General features: G+C 40.6%; 24 protein-coding genes, 2 tRNA genes and 1 pseudogene. 10 read left to right on the forward strand and 17 right to left on the reverse strand.

The window, feature by feature from the left end; translation table 11 throughout:
• Nucleotides 1–45: 45 nt before the first annotated feature.
• The 3 genes from AC2D3N_RS16590 to AC2D3N_RS16600 all read left to right on the forward strand — a co-directional run bounded on the left by AC2D3N_RS16590 (nt 46) and on the right by AC2D3N_RS16600 (nt 2,230).
• Nucleotides 46–966 carry a histone deacetylase family protein gene (locus tag AC2D3N_RS16590; protein ID WP_079678226.1) on the forward strand — a complete coding sequence of 307 codons (921 nt, stop codon included), beginning with the start codon at nt 46–48 and terminating at the stop codon, nt 964–966.
• 216 nt (nt 967–1,182) lie between these two features.
• A complete protein-coding gene (locus tag AC2D3N_RS16595) occupies nt 1,183–1,374 on the forward strand; it encodes a hypothetical protein (RefSeq protein WP_079678225.1) in 192 nt (63 codons plus the stop codon).
• Between the two features lie 148 nt (nt 1,375–1,522).
• Complete coding sequence (locus AC2D3N_RS16600) at nt 1,523–2,230, forward strand: sirohydrochlorin chelatase (protein ID WP_484691524.1); 708 nt, start codon at nt 1,523–1,525, stop codon at nt 2,228–2,230.
• A gap of 152 nt (nt 2,231–2,382) precedes the next feature.
• Here the strand turns inward: AC2D3N_RS16600 and AC2D3N_RS16605 are convergent, their stop codons facing one another.
• The gene (locus tag AC2D3N_RS16605; RefSeq protein ID WP_484691525.1) at nt 2,383–5,154 is read right to left on the reverse strand and encodes a PAS domain-containing sensor histidine kinase; all 2,772 of its coding nucleotides are present in this window, start codon (nt 5,152–5,154) and stop codon (nt 2,383–2,385) included.
• Nucleotides 5,155–5,255: 101 nt separating this feature from the next.
• On the reverse strand, nt 5,256–5,663 hold the full coding sequence (locus tag AC2D3N_RS16610; RefSeq protein WP_484691526.1) for a response regulator: 408 nt from the start codon (nt 5,661–5,663) through the stop codon (nt 5,256–5,258).
• 275 nt (nt 5,664–5,938) lie between these two features.
• On the opposite strand from AC2D3N_RS16610, the gene AC2D3N_RS16615 reads away from it, so the two are divergent.
• The 3 genes from AC2D3N_RS16615 (at nt 5,939) to AC2D3N_RS16625 (ending at nt 9,799) form a co-directional block, all read left to right on the forward strand.
• The gene (locus AC2D3N_RS16615) at nt 5,939–7,468 is read left to right on the forward strand and encodes a permuted SH3 domain-containing protein (protein WP_484691527.1); all 1,530 of its coding nucleotides are present in this window, start codon (nt 5,939–5,941) and stop codon (nt 7,466–7,468) included.
• A gap of 230 nt (nt 7,469–7,698) precedes the next feature.
• Nucleotides 7,699–9,354, forward strand: coding sequence for an ABC transporter substrate-binding protein (locus tag AC2D3N_RS16620; RefSeq protein WP_079678220.1), 1,656 nt, complete (start codon nt 7,699–7,701; stop codon nt 9,352–9,354).
• Nucleotides 9,355–9,364: 10 nt separating this feature from the next.
• Nucleotides 9,365–9,799, forward strand: coding sequence for an META domain-containing protein (locus AC2D3N_RS16625; RefSeq protein WP_484691528.1), 435 nt, complete (start codon nt 9,365–9,367; stop codon nt 9,797–9,799).
• 63 nt (nt 9,800–9,862) lie between these two features.
• Here AC2D3N_RS16625 and AC2D3N_RS16630 read toward each other — a convergent pair.
• Together AC2D3N_RS16630 and AC2D3N_RS16635 are read right to left on the reverse strand one after the other, a co-directional pair.
• A pseudogene (locus AC2D3N_RS16630) lies at nt 9,863–10,910 on the reverse strand (fatty acid desaturase).
• Between the two features lie 279 nt (nt 10,911–11,189).
• Nucleotides 11,190–11,444 (reverse strand): hypothetical protein, encoded by a 255-nt coding sequence (locus AC2D3N_RS16635; protein WP_079678217.1) that lies wholly within the window; start codon nt 11,442–11,444, stop codon nt 11,190–11,192.
• A 261-nt stretch (nt 11,445–11,705) separates the two neighbouring features.
• On the opposite strand from AC2D3N_RS16635, the gene thrC reads away from it, so the two are divergent.
• Nucleotides 11,706–12,797, forward strand: a complete 1,092-nt coding sequence (gene thrC, locus AC2D3N_RS16640) for a threonine synthase (protein ID WP_079678216.1) — start codon at nt 11,706–11,708, stop codon at nt 12,795–12,797.
• A 90-nt stretch (nt 12,798–12,887) separates the two neighbouring features.
• Here the strand turns inward: thrC and AC2D3N_RS16645 are convergent, their stop codons facing one another.
• The 9 genes from AC2D3N_RS16645 to AC2D3N_RS16685 form a co-directional block, all read right to left on the reverse strand.
• The gene (locus AC2D3N_RS16645) at nt 12,888–13,100 is read right to left on the reverse strand and encodes a type II toxin-antitoxin system VapC family toxin (RefSeq protein ID WP_484691529.1); all 213 of its coding nucleotides are present in this window, start codon (nt 13,098–13,100) and stop codon (nt 12,888–12,890) included.
• A 22-nt stretch (nt 13,101–13,122) separates the two neighbouring features.
• Complete coding sequence (locus AC2D3N_RS16650; RefSeq protein WP_484691530.1) at nt 13,123–13,338, reverse strand: type II toxin-antitoxin system VapC family toxin; 216 nt, start codon at nt 13,336–13,338, stop codon at nt 13,123–13,125.
• On the reverse strand, nt 13,322–13,528 hold the full coding sequence (locus tag AC2D3N_RS16655) for a hypothetical protein (RefSeq protein WP_484691531.1): 207 nt from the start codon (nt 13,526–13,528) through the stop codon (nt 13,322–13,324). Before AC2D3N_RS16655 ends, AC2D3N_RS16650 begins: the two co-directional genes overlap by 17 nt.
• A gap of 68 nt (nt 13,529–13,596) precedes the next feature.
• A complete protein-coding gene (locus AC2D3N_RS16660) occupies nt 13,597–14,514 on the reverse strand; it encodes a sensor histidine kinase (protein WP_079678213.1) in 918 nt (305 codons plus the stop codon).
• A gap of 186 nt (nt 14,515–14,700) precedes the next feature.
• Nucleotides 14,701–15,294: an L-threonylcarbamoyladenylate synthase gene (locus AC2D3N_RS16665; RefSeq protein ID WP_484691532.1), complete on the reverse strand. Its 594-nt coding sequence runs from the start codon at nt 15,292–15,294 to the stop codon at nt 14,701–14,703.
• Between the two features lie 169 nt (nt 15,295–15,463).
• On the reverse strand, nt 15,464–16,351 hold the full coding sequence (gene prmC, locus AC2D3N_RS16670) for a peptide chain release factor N(5)-glutamine methyltransferase (protein WP_484691533.1): 888 nt from the start codon (nt 16,349–16,351) through the stop codon (nt 15,464–15,466).
• A gap of 24 nt (nt 16,352–16,375) precedes the next feature.
• Nucleotides 16,376–17,170: a Tic22 family protein gene (locus tag AC2D3N_RS16675; protein WP_484691534.1), complete on the reverse strand. Its 795-nt coding sequence runs from the start codon at nt 17,168–17,170 to the stop codon at nt 16,376–16,378.
• 322 nt (nt 17,171–17,492) lie between these two features.
• Nucleotides 17,493–17,566: transfer RNA gene (locus AC2D3N_RS16680), tRNA-Pro, on the reverse strand.
• 153 nt (nt 17,567–17,719) lie between these two features.
• The gene (locus AC2D3N_RS16685) at nt 17,720–18,271 is read right to left on the reverse strand and encodes a GNAT family N-acetyltransferase (RefSeq protein WP_079678210.1); all 552 of its coding nucleotides are present in this window, start codon (nt 18,269–18,271) and stop codon (nt 17,720–17,722) included.
• Between the two features lie 73 nt (nt 18,272–18,344).
• Between AC2D3N_RS16685 and AC2D3N_RS16690 the strand changes: the two genes are divergently transcribed.
• Complete coding sequence (locus AC2D3N_RS16690; protein WP_079678209.1) at nt 18,345–19,070, forward strand: hypothetical protein; 726 nt, start codon at nt 18,345–18,347, stop codon at nt 19,068–19,070.
• Between the two features lie 30 nt (nt 19,071–19,100).
• Nucleotides 19,101–20,015 carry a DNA cytosine methyltransferase gene (locus AC2D3N_RS16695; protein ID WP_079678208.1) on the forward strand — a complete coding sequence of 305 codons (915 nt, stop codon included), beginning with the start codon at nt 19,101–19,103 and terminating at the stop codon, nt 20,013–20,015.
• A gap of 6 nt (nt 20,016–20,021) precedes the next feature.
• Here AC2D3N_RS16695 and AC2D3N_RS16700 read toward each other — a convergent pair.
• The 3 genes from AC2D3N_RS16700 to AC2D3N_RS16710 form a co-directional block, all read right to left on the reverse strand.
• Nucleotides 20,022–20,103 (reverse strand) — tRNA-Leu (locus tag AC2D3N_RS16700).
• A gap of 184 nt (nt 20,104–20,287) precedes the next feature.
• Nucleotides 20,288–22,081 carry an ArnT family glycosyltransferase gene (locus AC2D3N_RS16705; RefSeq protein WP_484691535.1) on the reverse strand — a complete coding sequence of 598 codons (1,794 nt, stop codon included), beginning with the start codon at nt 22,079–22,081 and terminating at the stop codon, nt 20,288–20,290.
• Nucleotides 22,081–22,749, reverse strand: a complete 669-nt coding sequence (locus AC2D3N_RS16710) for a phosphatase PAP2 family protein (protein WP_484691536.1) — start codon at nt 22,747–22,749, stop codon at nt 22,081–22,083. The genes AC2D3N_RS16705 and AC2D3N_RS16710 overlap by 1 nt, the downstream gene beginning before the upstream one ends.
• 171 nt (nt 22,750–22,920) lie before the next feature.
• Here AC2D3N_RS16710 and pap point away from each other — a divergent pair, with 171 nt between their 5' ends.
• A complete protein-coding gene (gene pap / locus AC2D3N_RS16715) occupies nt 22,921–24,408 on the forward strand; it encodes a polyphosphate:AMP phosphotransferase (protein ID WP_079678486.1) in 1,488 nt (495 codons plus the stop codon).
• 16 nt (nt 24,409–24,424) lie between these two features.
• On the opposite strand, the gene AC2D3N_RS16720 is transcribed toward pap, so the two are convergent.
• Complete coding sequence (locus AC2D3N_RS16720) at nt 24,425–25,204, reverse strand: COG4705 family protein (protein ID WP_200816746.1); 780 nt, start codon at nt 25,202–25,204, stop codon at nt 24,425–24,427.
• Between the last annotated feature and the right edge of the window lie 58 nt (nt 25,205–25,262).

The following is a 25,262-nucleotide window of genomic DNA, read 5'->3' on the forward strand; positions in this document are numbered from 1 at the left end:
TTGGGGGTAAAATCTGGGATTTAAAATTGAAAAAACTCTTGACAAATGCTAACAGTTATTTATTCTGACGAATTCCTCAACCATAAGACGGGATTGTTCCATCCCGAACGGCCAGAACGTTTAACGGCAATTGTAAACGCCCTCAAATCCGTACCTTGGACAGAACAGTTACGGTGGGAACAGCCGACTCCGGTAGCCGATCGCCTGGAATCTTTAATCAAGCTTTTGGAAACAGTACATACTCCTGCCCATATTCAGCAGGTGAAAGCGATCTCAGATCAGGGAGGGGGATATTTAGATGGGGACACCCCCATGTCGGCGGAAAGTTATGATGTGGCACTTTTGGCGGTGAGTGCTTGGTTGGATGGGGTGGATCGGGTTTTGGATAGGGGACGTCCGGTTTTTGTTTTAGCTCGTCCCCCCGGACATCATGCTGAATCGGATCGGGGTATGGGATTTTGTTTATTGTCGAATGCGGCGATCGCGGCTTATTACGCGCTCAAAAAGCCAGGAATTGAGAAAGTGGCAATTTTAGATTGGGACGTCCATCACGGCAATGGAACTCAAGAGTTAGTGGAAGATAATCCTCGGATTGCTTACTGTTCTTTACATCAATCTCCCTGTTATCCGGGGACGGGATATGCTGATGAACGTGGCTCTCACAACAATGTTCTGAATATTCCCATGTCTCCGGGCAGCACAATGGGGTTATATAAACCTGCTTTTGAAGGTTATATTATGCCCTTTTTACGGCAGTTTGAGCCGGATTTGCTGATCGTGAGTGCGGGGTACGATGCTAACCGAGATGATCCCTTAGCTAGTATTTCTCTACAACCTGAAGACTATGGAATATTTACCGAATATTGTCTACAACTTACTTCTAAAATTGTCTTTGGACTTGAGGGGGGCTATGATTTGCCGAGTTTATCCCAATCGGTGGTGGCTACCTTAGAAAAATGTTTGTAGGTTGTAGTATTTTATCGTAGGGGTTTGGTCTCCAAACCCTCTTTATGGCTGGGTTTGGATGCACATTGACTCAAATCACAACAGTTATCCAGATTAATCACAAATTTACATAGCTTTGAATCACTTAATATTCTGTACAAAAAGTTCATAATTAATCTATACAAGCTCACGAACTTTCATCTTTGAGCAAGCCATTCTAAGTAGAGGTGATCCATGATGGCATACTGTCCCGTACCCCTTGAGGAGCTTTTTGGTCAAATTATGTTTTCTAGTGTGGTGACCCGTAGCGATCGCCAACATCTAAGATCCGCCATTTTAGGGGATAGTTTAACTGAAGACGAACAAGCAATTATTAATCGACTACTTTACAATGTCCGCCGCGGTTGGGTGAAATTAGTTGATATGTAGTTGATTGTTTTGGAATCACAAAATTATCAGCAACTTTTTTAAAAAAAATTTATTTTGGTTTGTGTTTTCTATTCCCAAACTCCTGAAGTTGATCAATTTTCGATACAATATCAATCGTTAACTGCACATTCAGGATTAACCCTAACCCTTGCTATCCACATCTTTGCTCGTTGCTCACGGTAGCCGTGATCCTCGTCCCCAAGAAGCCTTAAATCAATTGGCTAAACGCTTAGGGGAACGTTCAGGTTGTTCTTCCGTTGGAACTGCAACTTTGGAATTAGCTCCCCTTCCTCTGCATCAACAGATTCAAAACTTTGCCAAGTTAAGTCAATCTTGGGGATATTCTCAAGTTCAAATTTTACCGTTATTTCTCTCGTCAGGCGTTCATGTTAACACCGATTTACCCGAAGAAGTTGCGATTGCTCAGGAACAACTCGGAGCAGAAATTCAACTGAATTTATTACCTTATTTCGGTTCTCAAATCAACCTTTTAGCCGATTGGATCGCAACAAAAATGGCAAGGGTTGAGATCGAAAATTGGATTTTAATAGCCCATGGAAGTCGCCATCCTGGGGGGAATCAACCCATTGAACAGTTAGCAACTCAAATCGGGGCAATTCCTGCCTATTGGTCAGTTTCTTTGAATTTAGAAACTCAAATTCAAGCATTAACTGCATCGGGAGTTCACCGAATTGGAATTATCCCTTATTTTATGTTTTCTGGTGGAATAAAAGATGCGATCGCCCAATCCCTGCAAAAATTTTCTCAAGAATTCCCCACCGTTGAATTTGAGTTAATTTCACCTTTAGAAATCGATGATAATTTAGTAACTTTAATTGAGGATTTATTGAGATAAGAGGAATTATTTGAAAGGAGTTGTTACCCCTAAAAGGGCAAAGGTGAGACGTTTGAACCCGTAAGGAGGATTTTCCCATTTGCCGACAGTTAAGAACATAACAAAATTCTCCCTGTTTTAAAGCGTCCCATTAACACAAAATTCTCAGCCCGTTAGTCAGTCATAGATTGTGCTGTAGGGATCTCGATGACAAATTCTGTCCCTAACCCCACTTCTGAAATACAGGATAATTGACCTCTATGTTTTTCAACAATAATTTTATAACTGGTAGATAGTCCTAAACCCGTTCCTAAACCCACATCTTTAGTGGTGAAAAATGGATCAAAAATTTTCGCTAAAACCTCGGCGGACATTCCAATTCCATTATCAGCAATTCTAATTTGTACGCGCTGGGAATCTGTTAATGAGGTCGTAATCCAAATTACACCCGGATCAGCAATAATTTCCTTTAATGATCGCTGTTTATTGCGTTGTTCTACAGCGTCAATGGCATTAGCCAATAAATTCATAAAAACTTGATTTAGTTCCCCGGCATAGCATTCAACAAAAGGTAAGTTTCCATATTGTTTAATCACTTGAATTGCCGGATGATGGGGTTGTTCTTTGAGACGACTTTCTAACAACATTAAGGTACTGTCTAAGTTTTCATGTAAATCAATATTTTTTAGTTCTGATTCATCTAAACGAGAAAAAATTCTCAAGGATTTAACAATATCTCTAATTCGCTCCGCCCCAGTTTTCATTGAATTTAATAATTGGGGGAGATCTTCTGCAATAAAATCTAGCTCGACTGCTTCTAATTTTTCTTCTATTTCTAAGTCAGGATGGGGATAGTGTTTTTGATATAGTTTAATCACGGAAAATAAATCATCCAGATATTCTTTAGCATAGGTGAGATTCCCAAAAATAAAGCTCACAGGGTTATTAATTTCGTGGGCAATTCCGGCAACCATTTGTCCTAAACTTGACATTTTTTCTGAATGAACTAATTGCATTTGAGCTTGTTGCAATTTAGAAACTGTTTGTTCTAATTCTTGGGTTTTTGCTGTTGCAATTATAGCAGATTCTTGGGATTTTGTATAGAGTTTTGCTTGATTAATTGCGATTTCTAATTGATTGATAACAGAGCGCAAAAGTTCGACTTCTTGAGGTTTCCAAGGTCGAGGCTCCTGAGAATGGGCTAATACTAAAGCTCCAATATCACCAGATTGAATTTTTAACGGGAAAATTAAAACCGATTCCAATTCTAAAACCATTAAAAAATTCCTAATAGATGAAATCTCACAGGTAATTACTTGATCAATTTGGATCATTTTTCCCTGTAAAACCATCTCACTAATCGGGTGTAGGGCATCCCCGGGATACATTTCAGAAATACTGACTAAATTCGAGGCTTTGGATTCCTTGAGGATTTCCCATTCTGGAGGATCTAATTCGGAGTGATATCCAACAAAATAACAGCGATCAATTCCTAATAATTGACGAATTTCTTGTACTGTTGTTTCTAAAATTGTATTCCAATCTAGGGAATTTCTAATCAAATTACCGATGCAATTTTGCATCTTTTCTCGTTCGGCTAATTCCCGCAATTGTTGTTCTGAATTTTGCCAAGCTGCTTCAGTTTGTTTGCGATCGCTAATATCTAAAAGCAAACCATCCCAAACAATTGATCCATCCGGTTGTTTCCCTAAACTGCCTCCGGCTTGAATCCACTTAATCTTACCCGAAGGAGTAATTAAACGGTATTGATGTTGCCAAGGTTTTCCCGTATCTACAGCTTGGGCCATGGAATCTACAAAGCTATTTAGATCATCAGGATGAATCAGTTTCCACAAGAAATCAGCATTTTTTAAAATAACTTCGGGTCTAATTTCAGTTAATTCTAAACATTTCGGGCTTAAATAGGTAAAACAGCCCTGTCCTTGATGATTATATTGATGATATTGATAGGTAACACCGGGGACATTTTCTGCTAATTGTTGGAAGCGGATTTGTGACTTTTGTAATGCTATTTCTGCGTTTTTTCTGGCGGTGATATCCAAAGAAGTCCCGATAATTCGATAGATTTTTCCTCTGGGATCTAAAATGGGATTGAGGGTGGTTAAAGAAAAGGTTTGTTTTTCTTCAAACCAAATTTCTTCTTCATATTGAATTGAGGTTTTAGCCTGAACACAATCTCGATAATGTTGTAGAACTTTTTCCCCTTCCACCAAACCGAAAATTTCTGTAAAGGTTTTTCCATAAACCTCAGCAGATTTCCGTCCCGTTATTTGTTCGGTTTTGGGATTCCAACCTAAACATCGAAAGTTCTTTTCATGAAAAACTGCAACAACAAAAATAACCTGTTCTACGCCGTTATAAATATTTCTTAAAAATTCCTCTTGTTCTTCTACAACTGCTTCAGTTTTTTCCGGTTCTATTAAATGATCTGAGGGGTCAAACCAAGTTAAAACCTGTTCAATTTCATGGGTTGTAATAGGTTCAATCTCGCAGGTTTTAGGATAACAGGGACAACAATTATCAAGGGTTGGGGGTGGAATTTCTAAAATTAATCCATCAAAAATTAGATCGCCATTGGGTTGAGGACAAGGTTGGGCGATCGCAGATAAATATTTGATCTGTCCCGATGGAGTTTGATATTGCCATTGTCGTTGCCAGGGAATTAATTTTTGAGCACAGGTTACAAGGGATTGAGTAAAAACCCATTGATCCCGATCATTCATCCATCCCCACATTAAAGCGGCATGATGCTGAATTTCATCGGGTTCTCGCTCGTAAATTCTTCGGCAACTAGGACTAATATATAAATACTCTTGAGCACCATCAGGGTGTAGCAACGATTGATAAATCACTCCCGGCAAATTATCGGCGATCTGATGCAGATCTACTTGATTCTGCTCACCCTGTGGAATTATGCTTGTCATCGTTAAAGGCGCATCGGAAAACCTAAAGAAATTATATCGTTTCTTTGGGTTTTCCGATTCTCGAGTGTTATAGTAACTAATCTAAATATTCCCAAAATCCATTAGAATTCAGACATTAGACTGACTGTCTGATTCAAAATTTTTTCAATCGTATGCAGCAGTTCTTCTTCAGAGAAAGGTTTAGTCAAATATTCCGTTGCCCCGGATAACCGACCCTCCACCCGATCCTGAGCCCCATTCCGGGAGGTGAGCATCACAATCGGGAGATGATTAAAATTGGGTAATCCTCGCAAAACTCGACACAGTTCTAAACCATCCATTCCGGGCATAGAGATATCTAAAAGCATTAAGTCAATGGACTGCTGATGGAGTACCGCTAAAGCCTCAGTGGTATTGTTTGCAAAAACTAGCTGATAGTGTTTTTCCAAAATCCGTTTAACCAGTTTTTGCACAGGAATGCTATCATCAACAGCGAGAACTGTACTCTGAGATTTTACATATGTATACATCTTGACTTCTCCATTTTATTCTCTAAGTTATGAACATTAGGCAGATTTTAGAATAAACTGTTTTGGTGGCATTGACCTATCGTATTGATTGATTATATCCCACCTAAAACTAAGTTTTTTCTTGTTTTATAATCACTTGATTAAATTATATAAATCTTCACGATACACAATAAAAATTAACGATTAATTGTCCGTCTAAAACAAACCTATTCATCCTTTTAGGATATAATGATGGTGTCCCCTGTTTCAACTTATAAGGAGGATGTTAGAAATCTGTGTCAACCCTAGATTACCAAGCAAAAAGAGCCTATCAACGGGGAGTTAAATGGTTAGTGGTGATGACTCTATTAACTGGAGTCAGTTTAGCGGGTATTGCTTTGTATTATAAACTACAAAAAAAGGATGCAGAAGGGGTTCCTGCTGAGTTACAAAAAGTGGAATTGGGAACGGTTGAAAACAAAATTAGTGAAGGGGGAACCGTTGAATTAGGTGGGCAACGAACAATTAAATCCCCTGCTGATAGTGCGGTGGAGCAGATTTTTGTTAAGGTAGGCGATCCGATTATTCGGGGGCAAAATTTAATTCTTTTGAGATCTACCGCCGGGGAAAATTCCTTACTGCAAAAGCAATTAGGGATTCAGCAACAAGAACTTGAAATAGAACGAAATCGCCAAAAAGTAGAAGAAGCAAAAATCAAATTAAAAAACTCCGAAATTAATTATAAAGATGAGTTAGAGAAGTATCGAAAGCAAGTTAAATCTCAACAAATCACTCAAAGGATTGAAATTCAAAAGAACCAAGCGCAATTGGAACGTCAACAACAGAAAGTTATTGAAGCAAAAGAAGATTTAACCGTCGCAGAAGCGGAGTTAAATAAATCAAATAATCTCTTGGAAAAAGGGTTTATTCCAGAAACAGAATTAGATGGAAAGAAAGCAGATATTCGGTCAAAAGAAGCAAGTTTAAAAAATGAACAATTAGCCTTGAAAAATGCGATTCTTGACCTGGAAACCAGTAAAAATAAATTTGAACCAATCACAGATCCCACCAATGATATCTTAACTGCTAAAATCGAACTCCAACAAGTTCAATCTGAATTTCAAAAAAGTTTAAGTGAACTTCAGCGACTCAAAGTAGAATATAAAGAACAAGAATCAAATTTACAGAATAATCTTGTCATTTCTCCCTTGGATGGAGTCGTACTAAATATTAATATTAAACCAGGGGATGGAATTATTCGAGGAAGTGATTTAATTACAATTGGAGATCCAAATCAAGAACTGGTTCTACTTCGGTTATCGACCCTGAATGCGGCTCAAGTTAAACCGAATCAAGTCGCTCGAATTACAATTATTGGCCCTGATTCAAAACCATTTTCCGGGCGGGTCGAACGGGTCAATCGACAAGCGGTCTCTGAAAATACGAATAGCAGCCAATCTAGCAGTTCATCCGGTCAAGTCACCGTTCCTGCTACGGTAAGATTGGATCAACCAACCCAGGCATTAATTCCAGGGGGTCAGGTGAGTGTTGAGATCATTTTAGAACAACAAAAAGATGTGATTGCGGTCAATACAGAATTAATTCAATCCCAAGGAAAATCGTCTTTTGTCTGGAAATTAGACGCAAATAATCAAGTTCAAAAACAACCCGTAACCCTGGGACTAAAAGATTTAACTAAAGTTGAAGTTAAATCCGGTTTGAAAGTGGGTGATACCTTAGTAATTCCTCCAACCGATATCCCCCTACAACCTGGAATGGTGATTATTGAGGAAGAAAAAGATAAAAATTCGGATTCGGAAACTTGACGGGTAATTCAATAAAATATAAGTGCTTGTGCAAAATAAATTACCTAGTTGGGAGAGGGAACACCGGATCTGGGAACAGGGAACAGGTCAGAGGATTTGTAATTAATTTTGTTTAGGTACTTAGCAGTATTCTAAAACTTAGCGAGCGAGGACGCTCGCACTGCATCTCGCTTATGGGGTTGCAAAATGCTATGATCAAAGATTAGATTTATCCTTAATATTTTTAACCGATGGTAAACCTGTGGAATCAATTACAAAATCCGCATCTATTTTCCCGAAAATTTTTCACCCAATGGATTAGTTTATTTTGCTTATTTTGTCTAATTCTTGTTAGTTGTACTTCTCATCAAACGATTAATTCTTCCTCTTCATCCTCATCGGGTAATGGACGAATTACTATTGGAACAACCTTAAAACTCCGCACCTTAGATCCGGCTGATGCCTATGAAGTTATGTCAGGAAATATCCTGTATAATTTAGGCGATCGCCTCTATGATTATAAACTAGGAACCAATCAACTTGTACCCAAACTAGCCACCGCTTTACCCACCCTGAGTGCCGATGGATTAACCTATACTATTCCGATCAGAAAGGGCGTTTTGTTTCATGATCAAACCCCTTTTAACGCCGCCGCGATGGAGTTTTCTATTAAAAGATTTATTCAAAATGCCGGGTCTCCCTCCTCCTTATTAGCAGATACAATAGATACAGTTCAAGCAATAGGAGAATATGAATTAACGATTAAACTTAAAAAACCCTTTGCCGCCTTTCCTTCCCTCCTAGCATTTTCAGGAATTACGGCAGTTTCTCCCGAATTTTATGAAATTGGAGAAGGTAAATTTAAACCCAATGAATTTGTCGGAACCGGGCCTTATCAATTAAAGTCTTTAGGAATTGATGTCATTCGCCTCGATGCTTTTGACCAATATTGGGGAGAAAAACCCGCCAATGCCGGAGTTGATATTCAACGTTTTTCCAGTTCCTCTAATTTATTTAATGCTTTTAGAAGTAGTGCAGTTGATATTGCCTATTTATCCTTAAATCCCGATCAAATTTCGAGTTTACAAAAAGGAGCAGAAGCGGGAAATTGGCAAGTGATTTCTGCTAATGGAAATACGATTAATTATCTCCTGATTAATGTTAAATCAGAACCATTAAATCGGATAGAAGTTAGACAAGCCCTAGCCGCTTTAATCAATCGTTCTATTATTAATGAACGGGTATTACAAAATCAAGGAGAAGAACTGTTTAGTTTAATTCCTACCACCTTTAGCGATTATCAACCCACCTTTTATTTAAAGTACGGGGATGGTAATATTGAAAAAGCCAAACAACTTTTAACCCAAGCTGGATATACGCCAGAAAATCCAGCCATCGTTGAGCTTTGGTATGCGTCTAATTCATCTAATAAAGGGTTTTTAGGATTAACCTTAAAAGCCTTAGCAGATAGGGATTTAGGCGGGTTACTAAAATTACAACTTAATAGTGTAGAATCGACTACAGCCTTTAAATATTTAGAGGAGGGGATTTATCCCACTTTTGTCTTAGATTGGTATGCGGATTTTCTTGATGCGGATAACTATATTCAACCCTTTTTAGAATGTAGTCAAGGTTCCGTTGAAACTGGATGTGTCAAGGGTTCTAGTCAATATCAGGGTTCTTTTTATTATAGCGATCGCATGAATCAATTAATTGCTCAACAGCGGCAGGAACAAAATCCAGAAACTCGCAAATTAATCTTTCAGGAAATTCAAGAACTGCTCGCCGAAGATGTGCCTTATATTCCCCTTTGGCAAGATAAAACCTATGTTTTTGCTCAAAACGGGATTGACAATATTCGTTTACAATTAACTCAACAATTACCCTTGTGGACAATTAAAAAATAAACCGACCCCTATGAAAAAACTACTCCTATCCCTATCCGTTGCTAGTCTATCCATTTTGTCTATGATTAACCCCTCTATAGCTTCTGATGCTCTCAGTGGAACCTCTTGGAAATTAGTATCCTGGGGGAATGAAAAATCCACCAAAACGCCCCTAGATGAAACGGAAATCACCCTACAATTTGAAAATAATCAAATTAGTGGTTCATCAAGTTGTAACCGTTATTTTGCCTCCTACACCCTCAAGGATGAGCAATTAAAATTTGGTGTAGCCGGGAGAACTCAAATGGCCTGTCCTGAAGAAATTATGAAGCAAGAAGATCAATTTCTCTCAGCTTTAGAAAAAACTAAAACTTTTCAGATTAATTCCGAAGGTAAACTACAAATTAACTATAAAACAAATCAAGGATCTGGGGTAATGATATTCACCCCAAATCAACCCGAATAACCCGTAGTGAGTCCTTCAGGACTCTCTATATTTGAGTTTTTTAGGACTCACTACTAAATCTAATTACTGCTTGTATTCCTTAAAGGAAACATAAGCATTTTCAGTATCATATAAATGACACTGATCTACGATATGAGTCATTAAAGACCAGGAAAAATCACATTCAGGATAGAGATATTCACCCCAATTGTCTTGAATAATTTTATAGGCTTTCCGTAAATTGTAGGAAGGAATAGCCGTAGAAATATGGTGAGGAATGTGAACATTAATATCGTGACAGAAAAACTCAACCCAAGCCGGATAATTGCAGTGAAACTGTTCCCGATAATTGGGCTAGGGCTTCATTCCAATCCTCGGGTTCTTGAAACTTAATATCGGGGGCAGTATGGTGAACAATAGTAAAGGTACTCATCCAAAAATGGTACACTAACCAAGGCATTAACCAGAATTTAACAAAGCCCCAAATTCCGAGAGTAAAAATCATTGTAGGAAATGCGATCGCCGCACATCCAATCACAAATAAAGCAGAAAATTTAACCTGTTCTTCTCCTTTCCCTTCAAACTTGCGCCAATCAAAGTTAACAATTGCCCAATGCAAAATTGAACCCAACCACCAAAGTCTAGCTCGGGTTAATTTATAAGCAATTTGTACAATTTTAGGGGATGCTTCATAATTTTCGATTTTCCAGGGTTCCCAAGCATTATCTTCAGTCAGTTTATTAGTATGTTTATGATGGTGATTATGTCCTAAACGCCAACCATGAAAGGGATAAATTAAAGGAAGAAATGTCAAATGACCGACTAAATCATTTACCCAACGACGGTCAGAAAAAGAACGATGTCCACAGTCATGACCAATGACGAAAAAACCCGTTAAAGCTGTCCCGGTAAAAACCCAAGCCAAGGGTAAAAGAAACCAGGGAGAGTAAGCGATCGCAAAATAACCCGCAACCACCAGAAGAACATTAATAAAAACCGTCAGCCAAGCTTTTTTCTGATCTTTAAGAAAAACTTCCCGAGGGAGACTTTTGATAATGTCTTTTAAACGTAAATCCGAGGGAAAACTAGCAGAAGATGCTAGGGTTTGAGGTTGAACAGAGGATAATGTCATAGAATTTTTTAAACTTTCAAATCCCTCAGCACTGGGGGCTAGGGTAATACTAAGGTTGTGTGGTTTTATCTTCCCAATTTTTGGGTAGTCTGATCAATTACTTAATTTGACACGAAAAATCCGACCTGCATGGGACAAACAGGCACTTTCCATCTATCCATGTAACTCCGACTCCGATGGTAACCGCCTCTAAACGGAGTCCATCAAAAGCTAGGGTGTTTAGCGGTTTTTGCTAAACCCAGCTAGTGATGATCGGGGGAGTGGAACTTAGAGGACAACTCAACAAGTCTTTGCGGGTGAGGTTGTTTCTTGGCGCTGTTGCTTGACAGTTTGCAATTCTAGGAGCAAGGTTTCAACTTCAGCGTGCAAATGCAGAAACTTCACTTGCTGATCGGCGTTGTACAGATTTTTCATCGTATCAATCGTCAGTGGCTTAGACATAACAGAACCGGAAGTCCGGCTTGAAGGGGCATCTAAGGTTTGAGTCCCAGATACGGTGGATGAACGAGTGGGCATCAGCAGTTGATTTGACATCTAAAAATGTTAGCTCAACAAATCTTAACTATATTTTACCCTGAACGTTTACTCCCATAGAAAAAAACATCAAAATTGATTAGTTTTTTCACGGAATGTAAACGAGAAGGTAAACTAAATTAAGGAATACACCCAACGGCTGATCCTGTCAACTGATAAAGTTTATAGATTCCAACCGTCAAGAGCATTCCTGAGTATCATAAATCCGTCTATTTGTCAATCCTTAACCGGATTATTTTTCGTTTATTAACTACTACCGAGATGACGTTGACTTTGCCTACAACCCAGTCCTCATTGAAGTGCTGGCCTGGTCTGATTGAAGCCTACCGCAACTATTTACCTGTTTCTGAATCGACACCCGTTATCACCCTACAAGAAGGCAACACGCCCCTGATTCCGGCCCCAACCATTGCCGAAATCATTGGCAAACAGGTGCAAGTCTATGTGAAATATGACGGACTCAACCCCACAGGTAGTTTCAAAGACCGAGGCATGACCATGGCGATTTCCAAAGCCAAAGAGGAAGGCAGCAAAGCCGTCATCTGTGCCAGTACCGGAAATACTTCAGCAGCAGCCGCCGCCTATGCCCGTCGAGCCGGGATGAAAGCCTTTGTCTTAATTCCCGATGGTTATGTGGCGTTAGGGAAACTGGCCCAAGCGTTATTATATGGGGCAGAAGTCTTAGCGATTAAGGGTAATTTTGATCAGGCACTAAATATTGTGCGGGAGATGGCCGAACATTACCCGATTACGTTAGTTAATTCTGTTAATCCCTATCGTTTAGAAGGCCAAAAAACCGCCGCCTTTGAGGTGGTAGATGCCCTGGGAGATGCCCCCGACTGGTTATGTATTCCGGTGGGCAATGCCGGGAATATTAGTGCCTATTGGATGGGATTTTGTCAATATCATTCTGTTGGGAAATGTTCTCGTTTACCCCAAATGATGGGATTTCAAGCCGCCGGAGCCGCACCGTTAGTATTAGGCCATCCGGTGGAAAACCCCGAAACCTTAGCAACAGCTATCCGCATTGGAAATCCGGCGAGTTGGGACTTTGCGGTGGCGGCTAAAGATGCCAGTCAAGGTAGTTTTAACGCTGTCACCGATGCCGAAATTCTCGACGCCTATCGGTTGTTAGCTTCTGGGGAGGGAATTTTCTGTGAGCCTGCTAGTGCCGCCTCCGTTGCCGGATTATTGAAAGTGAAAGATCAGGTTCCAGAGGGGATTAAAATTGTTTGTGTGTTAACTGGAAATGGGTTAAAAGATCCCGATACGGCTATTACTCACAGCAACAATAAATTCAAAGCCGGAATTGCACCAGAAATGGAAGCTGTTGCAACAGTCATGGGATTTTAATTTGTTGTTTGTAGAGGCGTTGAATGCAGCGTCTCTACTGAATTTTTAAAGGTATTTTCGGTTAAGTATTCCAGTATTTATTTGGACTTTTTAAAGATGACTAGGATCAATAACTTTAATTTGGGAACACCAAGAAAAATCCTTGACATTAAAAGTGTAAATACTGGTGACTTGATGAGATAACATAATGGCAATATGAAGTAAGTCAAAAATCCCTCCATTGGTCACAGGTTGTTCTTCCAATAACCTCATCCAACCTTCAAAAAGATCGAAAGGAGTTGAGAGCAAGCGGACATGAGGCATTTGACAAATTCGTTGAATGCGCTTAATAGCTTCTGTTGGTTTCTAAGGGTTTTGCTAAGATAGCAGGATTTGTAATATAGGAATAAAATTCTGCTAAAACTTGTGATGAAACGCAGATAATTTCTGTTTCACAGGGTCGAAATATTTCTAATGCAGTCTTGTGTTGAGGTGCTTTGGTATTAGCAACATAAGCGAGAATGTTGGTATCAAGATAAATTCGTTTAGATGCTGTTGCCATAAAGCAGACTTCGATTAAATGGCTGAAGGATTTCACTTTCAAAAAACAACGGAGTTAGATCAAATTCTGATAGTTGATCTTCTGTCAATGGGTTTTGCTGTTTATTAATAGCTCTGAATGTGTCTATCATTCCAGAAATCTGCTCGATTTGTTCAGAAGTTAAGCCAGTAACATCAAGAGTTTTAGTCATATTAGGTTACGATTAGAGTTTGCCAATATTATAACTTAATTAGAGCTTAAACTGTCTAAAATACTGCGTTAGGGTTTTGCTAAGGGAATCGAACATTGAGTCCGATTAAAATTAGAATCTTCTCCCTCAGAAGGAATCGCTAAAATTTCTAAACGACCCTTCATTAAACTCAATAAAGTTTGATTCATCAACAGCCGCATTCCTGGGGATAAAGTCCCTTGCTCAAATGGAGGTTGATCAATATCTAATGTAGATTTTAATAAATCCCAAGACTCACTCCAAGCACTAATAGGACGTTGATCATCAACCCAAATATGCACAAATCCTGTTTCGGGAGAAGGATGGGCAGAAACATTCACACTTCCCTCTTTCATTTGAGCGATCGCAGTATCAACTAAACTGACTAAAACTTGTCGCAGTCGGGGTAAATCTGCCATCACATAAATATCTTGATCAGGAGGATCAATGTTTAATCTAATACTACGATTTGCCGCCTGCATACAAGTTAAATCTTCTACCTCATCCATCACTTTTGCTAACTCAATGGCATGAATATCCATTGTGTCTGTGCCATATTCGGTTTTAGATACAAAAATCACTTGATCTAATAATCCCACCATTTTTAACGCCGATGTGTGGGCGAGATTGATAAATTCTCGCTCCTCCTCTGGGTTTTCGCACAGATCGGAGATAATTAGTTGTAACGTACCAATCATGCTACTCAAAGGCGATCGCAACTCATGGGACGTCCGCGCCAAAAACCCCGCTTTAAATAAACTCAATTCCGCCGCCGAATGATAGGCAAGTTGAGTTTGTTTCAATTGATAAGAGAGGGTTTGCACCTGCTGTTGATAATCAACCTCTTTGGAGCGGTCTTCTGTCCCAACCGGGTCGGGCGATTTTGTTCCTTTTCCCCGCCATAGCTGATTTAGGCTAACCCCTAACCCTAACCCAAAACCGAAATATAAAAATTCGCTCCAACCCATTTCAGTTATCAGTAATCAGTGATCAGTTATCAGTGTAAGAGTTGATCAGTTATTGGTCAACACCGAATCAGTTATTAGTTAACATTTATTAGTTATTAGTGCAAGAGTTGAATAACGGTTTGTAAGCTCGAAGTTTATCAACAGATTGGTATTATTTATTTACGGATAACTGTTAACTGATAACTGTTAACTGATTAATAAATTACCATGTCGTAAGATTGTCCATTGACCATTGCTTTCCCATTTTGCCACCGTTGAAGGTAAGGTAGATTGAGGGATAATTGGATCAAAGTCTGACGAAAATAACGTCAAAACCTTGGGAAATTGATGATTAATTTCAGCCATGGTTAACAGGGGCGGTTGTCCTGATAAATTGGCGCTCGTGGTTGCCATCGGGCCAGTGCGGGCTAAAATAGATTGAGCGATCGCACAATCGGGAACCCTTACCCCAATCGTAGACGGATCAGCCGGATTCATGGCCGGAGGCACTTGCTCAGAAGCGGGTAATACCAAAGTTAAGCCCCCGGGCCAATATTCGTCAGCAGTCTTTTGCCAAACGGATAATTCTTCCACCGTCCCCTGCACATAGGGCCATAACGCTTCCGGTGTGGCGGCCATTAAGATTAAGGGTTTATCTAAACTACGTTGTTTGGTCTGAAAAATCAATTCCGCCCGATCAGGACGGGTAGCTAAAGCGGGGACAGTATCCGTCGGGAAACTCACCACCGCCTCACCCGAAATTGCCATATCAATTAGAGTATCAATAGAGACTTGAACCATAGCGTTAACTCAAAAAGCAGGTTTAAAACCCGCGCAGGCGGTTTTTGTTTGTGTAGCCACGGTTTCAACCGCTGGATTTGAACCATAGCGTTAACTCAAAAAGCAGGTTTAAAACCCGCGCAGGCGGTTTTTGTTTGTGTAGCCACGGTTTCAACCGCTGGATCTTTAGTCAATTCAAATAAGCTATAACAAAACGATCAAATCCCGCTAAGTCAGGGATAATTTTAATCCCAGAGTAACTTCCTTGAGCCTCTAACAACCCGGCAACCCTTTCTCCTTGTCCGGCCATCATTTCCACAATCCAAACCCCTCCAGGGCGCAAATAACGGGGGGCTGTTTCAACCAAATAGCGAATAGAATCCAAACCATCATCACCGCCATCTAAAGCTAACAGGGGTTCATGTTGGGCTACTTCTGGTTGCAGAGTTGGAATAATATCAGAAGGAATATAGGGAGGGTTAGAGACCATTCCGGTTAGTTTTCCTTGTAGGAATTCTAGGGGTTCCCACCAAGACCCGTGATGGAATTGGATGCGATCAGCTAAACCTGTGGTTTGAGCGTTATATTCAGCGATCGCCAAGGCTTCTAAACTGGTATCTACCCCATGAATTTCGGCCATTGGAAAACTATCGGCTAAACCCAGGGCGATCGCCCCGCTTCCAGTGCCCAAATCCACCCAAACCCCATTATTATTAATATCCTCAATAGCAGATACGGCTAAATCAATGATTAATTCCGTTTCAGGACGGGGAATCAGCACCCCAGAAGACACCTTTAAGGCAAAATCGCGCCAGTAAGTTCTCCCCAACAGGTATTGCAAAGGGATACGCTCCGTTAGGCGTCGTTGCCAAAGTTGGGTCAATTCCGACCAAGGAACTCCCAGGGGAATTGCAGGTTGTTGTTTGAAGGTTTGTAAACGTAGCGTTAATCGGTCTAAACCTCCCAACTCCTGGAGAAACCAGTGGATTTCACTCGGGGAAATCCCCAGGGCGGTACATTCAGCATTAGCCTGTTCCATCCACTGTTCCAGTTGCCAACCCGATATCATTTCCCCCATGATAGTTTCCTAGGATTGATTCAATTAACGGGGGGCGGGGGCGGGGGCGGGTTGATTTTTTTGTAAATACTCCAAAGTTTCACGGGGCGGAATCAACACAACCCGATTTAAGAATTGATCATTATCCTTTTTCAAAGCATCCAACAACCCTTCCAGGTTAACCACATCAATCTTAACGTTAGAGATTAAATCAGGCTGTTGACTTTTAAATTGAGTCAACATACTTTGCAGATCCTCTTTGTAGAAGAACATCGGGATCACCTGTTCATTGCCATTTTGAATCGTCAGATAGCCATTATCCGGCCCACCCTTAGCAATAAATAGCGGAACACCGTTAAAATCGCTGACAGTTTGCCCATTTTCCTTGAGAACCGTTTTTGCCAAATCCACCTGTTTTTGCACCGGGACATAGGCAAACTGCACTTCCTCCGCCGAACCCTGACCTTGCTGGCTCATGCGGTATACTTCACCCAGAGAAACCGTGGTCACTTGAATGGTCGAAGCCAATTTTGGGTCACGACTTTTTAAGCGATCGACAAAAGCCACAGCATCGGTGCGACTGATAAACACACCCGCCACCGCCGCTTTTTTATCTCCCTGGGGTACAGTCGCAACTAAAGGCGCGCCCTGGGTATCGGTAATCGTGAACACCGGAATTGAACGGAGTTTTTCCAGAATTTGGCTTTCTGGAATGGCATAGGCTGGCTCAGTTCCCACCGGAATAAAGTTGAATACACGCAATCCCGAATCAGGACTTAGTAAAAACGTACCGCCCACAACTCCCAATACCGCGCCCAAACGAACAATTGATCTGATCATGTTTCCAAATTTTGAATTAAATATTTTTTAGATTGCAGATGCAGTGTGTACCACTGAACCCAGGGGGATACAGTAGGAGTAACGCTAAACAGAGAACCCGGGTCGTGTTGACCACTGATAGATTGCACTGACGATCAGGGAGTTGTTTTTCTCCCCAAAATCTGAGGAAATTGTCACCAGGAGAAAGTTTTAACCCAAGTCAGCCTGTCCCGTTAAGTTTTAAAGTTGTGTAGTTATACTCAATTTAAAACATGACCCATCGTAACACACCGATCAGAGGATGGACAAAAAGAATCGGCACTAATCAAGTTAAAATCCAGAATCGGGATGACAGGATTCGAACCTGCGGCATCCTGCTCCCAAAGCAGGCGCGCTACCAAGCTGCGCTACATCCCGTTTAATCTTTTCTGAGTATACCCTAAGTTTACACAAATCTGATTAAAAATTGCAAAATTGATTCATAAGAAGCTAGGAGTCGGTTGTCTGTTGTCGGTTATCGGTTATTTGTTCACACCTCCATACCTCAACACCTCAACCGCCAACCCAAGCCTAATCTGGATACCAGAACATTCCTTTGATCCCCTCTGGATCGGACATAAAACCCAAATTTCGGTAAAAATCTACAACATGAGGGTCGGCAAATAGAGTAATGTTGCTGATATCATCGCTACGGAGTTTTTTGATGATAAATTTCATCAAGGCTTTACCCATACCCTTATTCTGGAAATCTGGGTGAACAACCACATCCCAGAGCGTAGCATTAAAAGCATGATCGGATGTGGCCCTAGCAAAACCAATCAGCCGTCGCTGATTCCCTCGAATTTGCCACATAGAAACTACAAGGAAACTATACTGAATGGCTTTTTTTACTTTACGCAGGGGTCGCCGAGACCAGCCCACTGCATTGCAAAGTTCTTCCAATTCATATAAATCAATGTCCCGATCCGTACTAAAAAAAATGCGACCATTATTGCTCGATGACGGGCGAGAGTTTAGGGATACTGACTCCTCGCTTCCTCCCTCATACCCCTCATACTCCACTTGGCAGGAGGACGAGGCGGAGGAATCTGAACTGCTAAACAAGTTTTTCCAAAAACCCATGCAGGCGTAGTTAAGGTAATAGATTTTCAATGACCTTATTAGATAGTATATCTCCCGTACCTTCACCTCAATTATGGCTCCGGGCTTAAAATCCTCAACTTTAGAACTCCTAAAACGCTTCAATCGGGCGTTTCCACAGTTTTATGAGCAATTTGTCAGTAGTGAAATTCAACTGCAAAATCTTAAACTGGCCTATCAAGTTTACCAAACTAAGCAGGCTGTTATTGAAATTGAGCCGGATGGGAACAAAAGTGCTCTCCATTTTGCCTATCGAAATCAATCATTTTTACTCAGCGATATTTTTGGGGTTTTGGCGGCCTATGGCCTGACGATTCATAGTCTGAGTTTGTATGGCCAAATTTATCCGCCGATGTTGGTGTTTATTAAGTTAGTGGTTTCTCGCGGGGGAAAAGCCCTCACGGATAAAACCTCAGAAAATGTTTGTCGGGCGGTGCGGGAAGCCTTGGCCGGACATTTTGAGGTGGAAGAAATGTTGGCGGTGGAATTTAACCTGGATGCCGGGTTAGAGGATGTGGCCACGGAATTTTATGTTGACCCGGTATTTCATCTCCCGGCGTTATTAATTGAGGCGGATAACCAGCCCGGATTGTTTTATAAGGTTATGTATGCTATCTGGCAGGAGGATTTATTGGTGGTCAATGCTAATTTGTTAGTCTGGCGAGGACGCACCCGATTAATTTTATATTTATTGGGGCCGAATGAAAGTTTGATTCCTGAATATCTTGGCCAAAAAATTGCCGAGGGTATGCGACAACGGTTAATGGGAGAACGATTTTAACAGTCTCGAATCATTAATCACATTGTTTTCATGATTACTGCGGTTGATTTATTTTGTGGTTGTGGTGGTTTATCCCTTGGGTTTAAGCAAGCGGGAATTGAGATATTGGCAGCTATTGACAACTGGAATCCATCCCTAGAGGTCTATCAAGCTAATTTTGATCATTTGGCAATTTTACAAGATCTCACGGATGAAGTTGCAGCTATCAAAATTATTCAAAAACTTGATCCTGAAATGATTATTGGTGGCCCGCCCTGTCAAGATTTTTCTAGTGCGGGAAAGCGAGATTTAAACGGCGATCGCGCTAATTTAACTTATAACTTTGCTAATATTGTTTGTGCTATTCAGCCTCAATGGTTTGTTATGGAAAATGTACCAAGAATAACTAAAAGTCCTATTTTGAAGCAAATATCTGAGCAGTTTTTGAGCAATGGTTATGGTTTATCTGCAATTGTTTTAAATGCGTCTTTTTGTCATACACCCCAATCGAGATCTCGCTTTTTTCTGATTGGTGAACTGGGGGGGAAATATAATGCTTTGGTAGATTTATTGAAGTTGGGTTTATCAAAAAAACCAATGACAGTTAGAGATTATCTTGGGGATAGATTGAATCTCCAATATTATTATAGACATCCCAGAAGCTACGCGCGACGAGGGATATTTTCTATTGATGAACCCAGTCCCACCATCAGAGGGGTTAATCGTCCGATCCCACCCAACTATAAACTCCATAGGGGCGATCCGCAAGATATTGATCTAACCACAATCAGACCTTTATCAACAATTGAACGGAGTTATATTCAAACCTTCCCCGATTCTTTTAAATTTATAGGAACAAAAACCAATTTAGAACAAATGATTGGAAACTCTGTTCCTGTTAATTTGGCTTTTTTTGTCGCCTCTACTCTTTTGAAATATATACAGCAAGGTACTGATCAGGTTTAAAACTAATGCGGATGGCGAGACTCGAACTCGCAAGGACAAAGCCACACGCCCCTCAAACGTGCGCGTATACCAATTCCGCCACATCCGCTTATGAACACTGCGTTTAATCTTGCAGTCAATTTACTAATATAGCACAGCTTCCTCAACCTGTCACCCCTTTTCCACAATTTTTTTCAGATCCGGCAAATTTGGGGTTGGTACTGGTAGCGAAAGTCTATTCCCCATAGCAAGATAGCCTTTTGCCTTTGACCAGTAAGATTTTTTCAGAAATCTTACCGTTTTAATAATACCTTTACTTTAATTCTAATTAATTGATAATCCCCCTGATCCTGCAATAATTGATAATCAGAGTATTGTAATCCTAATTTGGCTATATCTTTTGGTCTGGTGATAATTAAAACCGTATCAACGGGAGTATCTAAAGGAAATAATTTTAATAATCTTTGCTGAATATCATAGGTCATAAACTCTATATTTTGTTGGGTATAATAGACCAAACTAGGTCTAAAGACCCCAATTACTAATAGAGGCTCATTGGGTTGATGAATTTGGCGTACTGTAGTTGATAATTGTCTGAGGGGTAAGTGTCGTTGAGTGTCTAATAATTGACCCACAGGTAAAGCTGCTAAACCCATAAACGCAAAGAATCCTAGGGCATTTCCCGCCCAAACTGCCCGTCGCCATTGAGTTTTCATCAAGCAATAGAGAGTAATTCCACTAGCAATCAACCAGATGATTCCTGATACCGTTGTTAAATGACTGCTTTCTAATAATTGAGAAAAATTGGGGGTATCATCCCCGACTAATTGAGGACTAAGAAAACTGGCGATCGCTAATATCAATAACACCAGAATATTCGCAAAACCTGTGATCAAAAAGGGGATAGAAATTTTAGGATGTTCAGACTCAATATTATTTTGTTGATTTCCCCATAAACTAATTAAAATCACTCCCGCCGGAATAGAAGGTAAGATATAACTGGGTAATTTCGTCGCCGAAAGACTGAAAAACACAAAAATAATCACCAACCAAAAGAGAGCAAATAAACCCAAATGTTGAGACCGATCCTGCGATCGCCAATCTTGGATTTTCCAAAATTTAACCTGATAAATAGCTACAGGTAAATACACTGACCACGGTAATAAAGCCACTAAAATCACGGGAAAATAATAAAACCAAGGGCCAGGATGATTACTGACAACACTAGTAAAGCGGGCAAAATTATGATGTCCAAAAAATGTCTCTAAATAGGCTTGACCATTAGCCATAGTCACTAAAATAAACCAGGGGACGGCAATGATTAAAAATACCAAACTTCCCTTGAGCAATTGCATTTCCCAGAGAACTTTTTGCCATTGTTGGGTATAACTTAGAAATCCTGCGATAATCAAAACTGGTAAGACAATTCCAATCGGCCCTTTGGCTAAAACAGCTAAGGCTGAAAAACTATAAAATATAAAATACCAGCCTTTTTTTTGACGGGTTTTAGGTTGAGCATAACCCAAGAAAAATGCTAATAATGAAATAGTCATACAGGAGGCTAGAAGCATATCAGAAACCCCCGTCCGTCCCCAAGCAACCCAAGCCGGATTTAAAGCCATCATTGCCATTCCCCACCAAGCTCCTATCCAACGCTGACGGGTGCGAGCAGATTCTGTTTCTAAAGATATAAACCCACTGAAATAACGCAGGGTATAAAATACTAAAAAGGTAGATAAGATCGCGGCTATGGCTGAAGGGAATCGCGCCCCCCATTCATTTACCCCAACGGTTTGAAACGCTATGACTATTAACCAGTAAATTAAGGGGGGTTTATCAAAGCGAGTTTCGCCATTCCAATAGGGGGTAATCCAATCTCCTGTTAGGTGCATTTGTCGGGCAGCTTCAACAAACATAGGTTCGGTTTTATCAATTAAACCAATATCACCTAAATGACTTAAAAAGGCGATCGCACTCAATAAAAATAATCCTACAATAGAAATGCCCCAAGTTAGCTTAGGGTAGTTCTCCCAGGATTCCCAAATTGTTTTAAAGAATGAGTTAAATTCCGATTTTTGACTATTCATTATTCTCTCACTTTTTGATTCTCACGGGAAACTTTTAACCAAGCCAAACTAATCGTTAAACAGATATAACCTAAACCATAACCTGCGAGGATATCACTCGGCCAATGACATCTTAAATAAACACTACTAAACCCAATAATCAATAACCAGATGGTCGCGAATCCATAAATATAGGGAGTGGCTTTAGGATACCTTTCTGCCAGAAGATAAGCGATAAAAAAATAAAACAAAATATTCCCCGTCGCATGACCACTGGGAAAACTTCTCCCGACGGATTTTACGAGACGATCTAAAGGGCGACTGCGCTCAATCATTGGCTTGAGAATTCTATCGACTAAAATTAAAATTCCCAAGGTAGAAAAAGCTAAAACTTTAGCTTCAATCCAGTACCGTTTCCAAGCCAAAAAAACCAAGGTTAAAGCAACAATAATCGCCGTCCCTTTGACCCCAGTTAATAGATAGAGAAATCTAAAAAAATCATCCCAACTATCAGGAAAGATTTGATGAGGAACTTGAATTAAAATTTGATCTAAAACTAAATTCTCGTTGACCGAGACTCGAATCGAAAGTAAAATAAATGAGCATAAAATAGCCAAACAAGTCCAAAATTGCCATTTAGGAATTGCTTTTTTAAACGAAATGAATTGATGAGTTAAGGTGAAACGCATTATTTTTTACGTTTACAGATCAGCAGTTAAGGAAGTTTTGATTATACAATAGGTTGAGATGCGGGGTTAATGCTGAAAAAACAGAAGTTAAAAAAGTTGTTGAGGTTTTCGAGGTATTGGAGAAAAAGAACTAGAATATCTAGTCAGGACTTCATGAGGATGGGAGAATCGATGCTAGATACCCTGGATCTAACCTTATCGCTGGATAAAGAAAGCTACAAAAGCCAAATAGACACCTTAATGAAGGAGTTGCGATCGCTTCAGCATACCTGTCGGGAAAAAAAATTACCGATTATTATTGTCTTGGAAGGCTGGGCCGCCGCCGGAAAAGGGGGACTGGTGAAGAAAATGGTCGGATATATGGATCCTAGGGGATTTGCCGTCCATCCCATTTGGCCATCAACCAATGAAGAATCCCGCTATCCGTTTCTCTGGCGGTTTTGGCAGAAATTACCCCCCCAAGGCAGTATTGGCATTTTTTACCACAGTTGGTATACCTACGTTTTAGAGGATCGCTTATTTGGGCGACTGGAAGAACAGGAAGTCCCGATGGCGATGCGACAAATTAACGCCTTTGAACGCCAACTGGTGGACGATGGGGCGGTAATGGTGAAATTTTGGATTCATTTGAGCAAAAAAGAAATTAAACAACGCCTGAAAAAAGCCTCAGAAGACGAGTTGGAAGCCTGGCGGGTGCGTCCTGAAGATTGGCAACAGGCTAAAAATTATGATACCTACAGAAGTCTAGCCGAAGAAATGGTGATTCATACCGGGACGGGTTCCGCCCCCTGGACATTAGTAGAGGGAGACTGTAAACGCTGGGCTAGGGTGAAGGTATTATCAACGGTGGTGGCATCTATAAAAGAAGCCTTAGACCGTTTAAATATTCAGTTACCCCCCGTATTTACACCGTCCCAGACCCATTTAGAACCCACGGAACCCCACCCCCTAGCGGCAGTTAATCTGAAAGCCGCTTTATCCTCGGAAGACTACAAAACCCAACTGCGTCATCAACAGGCTAATTTAGGTCAACTCCAACAAATTCTCTATCAAAAACAGATTCCGGTTTTAGCTCTGTTTGAAGGTTGGGATGCGGCGGGTAAGGGCGGAGCAATTAAACGATTAACGGATATTTTAGATCCCCGGAGTTATGAAGTGAACACCTTTGCCGCCCCCACAGACGAGGAAAAAGCCCGTCATTATTTATGGCGGTTTTGGCGACGGTTGCCTCCGGCGGGTAAACTGGGGATATTTGACCGCAGTTGGTATGGTCGGGTTTTAGTCGAACGAGTCGAAGGTTTTGCTACGGAATTAGAATGGCGACGGGCCTATCAAGAAATTAATGAATTTGAAGAACAGTTAACCAGTGCGGGCTATGTATTGGTCAAATTTTGGTTAGATATTGACCAAGAAGAACAGTTAAAACGGTTTGAAGAACGACGAGAAAATCCCTATAAACTGCATAAACTCACGGAAGAAGATTGGCGCAACCGCGAGAAATGGCCTTTATATGAAGTTGCCGCCAATCAAATGGTTCAACGGACTCACACCCCCTGCGCTCCTTGGACATTAGTAGAAGCTAATGATAAATATTATGCTCGGGTTAAAGTGGTTGAAACCGTTGTTGATGCGATTCGCCATCATTTGAAACATCACTAATTCCCGACCAGATTGATCAAATCCGATTGATTTTAGGTTGGTCTTTTTTGCTCAAGGTTAAGTAAATCACTAGGCTGATGATGATACAAAGGAAAAGTATAGTTGTTTCCTTTGTACCTAAATCAAGACCACCTCTTATCACCGGTTGTGAGAGTAAATCACCCGCAGACGCGCCCAAGGGTCGAGTCAAAATATAGGCAAGCCAAAATGCCAAGGTTTCATCCATTTGGAACTGGTAATACCCGATAGCAACTGCCCCAATTAAAGCCGCAAATACTAAGCCTGATGCTGTATATCCCAACCCTGAAGCCTCTGCCAGAAGGTCTCCTGCTGCCGTCCCCAAGGCAAAGGTAAACAAAATAGCCGCCCAATAAAATAACTCCCTTTTGGTTGTTACAATAGAGTGCATTGTCAATGTTTTTTCGCTCAAGTACCAAGCGATAAAAACTGCCACCATAGCAATAGTAAAAACGATAGTGCTGGTTAATACGCTAACTCCAAAATCATCTACCAATTTATCTGTAATCAGCGTGCCAACAATACTAATTAAAACAACTACAAGCCAGTAACTTGCGGGGACATACCGTTTCAGCCAAAACTGGACGAAAAGCGCAATAATCAAAAAGACACCCATAATCAAGGATGCAACGGTTAAACCCAGGTTCAGGGTTCCTGAAAGAAAGTCTGCGGCGGTTTCACCTACGGTGGTGGCCAGAACCTTAATGATCCAGAAATAAATTGTAATTTCTGGAACTCTGATTAACGCCTTTGGAATACCCTCTAAAGTCTTCTCCACTCTGTTTCTCCTCATTGTTGATGCAATTTTAGCCGTATTATCAGAAAAATTCCTGCAA

The organism is Planktothrix sp. PLAVEN19ND, from assembly GCF_057220675.1.

Excerpts from the sequence above, each read along its gene's own strand:
- AC2D3N_RS16590 (WP_079678226.1), top strand. The coding sequence starts at position 46 with ATGCTAACAGTTATTTATTCTGACGAATTCCTCAACCATAAGACGGGA.
- AC2D3N_RS16595 (WP_079678225.1), top strand. The coding sequence starts at position 1,183 with ATGGCATACTGTCCCGTACCCCTTGAGGAGCTTTTTGGTCAAATTATG.
- AC2D3N_RS16605 (WP_484691525.1), bottom strand. The coding sequence starts at position 5,154 with ATGACAAGCATAATTCCACAGGGTGAGCAGAATCAAGTAGATCTGCAT.
- AC2D3N_RS16610 (WP_484691526.1), bottom strand. The coding sequence starts at position 5,663 with ATGTATACATATGTAAAATCTCAGAGTACAGTTCTCGCTGTTGATGAT.
- AC2D3N_RS16620 (WP_079678220.1), top strand. The coding sequence starts at position 7,699 with ATGGTAAACCTGTGGAATCAATTACAAAATCCGCATCTATTTTCCCGA.
- AC2D3N_RS16625 (WP_484691528.1), top strand. The coding sequence starts at position 9,365 with ATGAAAAAACTACTCCTATCCCTATCCGTTGCTAGTCTATCCATTTTG.
- AC2D3N_RS16635 (WP_079678217.1), bottom strand. The coding sequence starts at position 11,444 with ATGTCAAATCAACTGCTGATGCCCACTCGTTCATCCACCGTATCTGGG.
- thrC (WP_079678216.1), top strand. The coding sequence starts at position 11,706 with ATGACGTTGACTTTGCCTACAACCCAGTCCTCATTGAAGTGCTGGCCT.
- AC2D3N_RS16645 (WP_484691529.1), bottom strand. The coding sequence starts at position 13,100 with ATGCCTCATGTCCGCTTGCTCTCAACTCCTTTCGATCTTTTTGAAGGT.
- AC2D3N_RS16650 (WP_484691530.1), bottom strand. The coding sequence starts at position 13,338 with ATGGCAACAGCATCTAAACGAATTTATCTTGATACCAACATTCTCGCT.
- AC2D3N_RS16655 (WP_484691531.1), bottom strand. The coding sequence starts at position 13,528 with ATGACTAAAACTCTTGATGTTACTGGCTTAACTTCTGAACAAATCGAG.
- AC2D3N_RS16660 (WP_079678213.1), bottom strand. The coding sequence starts at position 14,514 with ATGGGTTGGAGCGAATTTTTATATTTCGGTTTTGGGTTAGGGTTAGGG.
- AC2D3N_RS16665 (WP_484691532.1), bottom strand. The coding sequence starts at position 15,294 with ATGGTTCAAGTCTCTATTGATACTCTAATTGATATGGCAATTTCGGGT.
- prmC (WP_484691533.1), bottom strand. The coding sequence starts at position 16,351 with ATGGGGGAAATGATATCGGGTTGGCAACTGGAACAGTGGATGGAACAG.
- AC2D3N_RS16675 (WP_484691534.1), bottom strand. The coding sequence starts at position 17,170 with ATGATCAGATCAATTGTTCGTTTGGGCGCGGTATTGGGAGTTGTGGGC.
- AC2D3N_RS16685 (WP_079678210.1), bottom strand. The coding sequence starts at position 18,271 with ATGGGTTTTTGGAAAAACTTGTTTAGCAGTTCAGATTCCTCCGCCTCG.
- AC2D3N_RS16690 (WP_079678209.1), top strand. The coding sequence starts at position 18,345 with ATGGCTCCGGGCTTAAAATCCTCAACTTTAGAACTCCTAAAACGCTTC.
- AC2D3N_RS16695 (WP_079678208.1), top strand. The coding sequence starts at position 19,101 with ATGATTACTGCGGTTGATTTATTTTGTGGTTGTGGTGGTTTATCCCTT.
- AC2D3N_RS16705 (WP_484691535.1), bottom strand. The coding sequence starts at position 22,081 with ATGAATAGTCAAAAATCGGAATTTAACTCATTCTTTAAAACAATTTGG.
- AC2D3N_RS16710 (WP_484691536.1), bottom strand. The coding sequence starts at position 22,749 with ATGCGTTTCACCTTAACTCATCAATTCATTTCGTTTAAAAAAGCAATT.
- pap (WP_079678486.1), top strand. The coding sequence starts at position 22,921 with ATGCTAGATACCCTGGATCTAACCTTATCGCTGGATAAAGAAAGCTAC.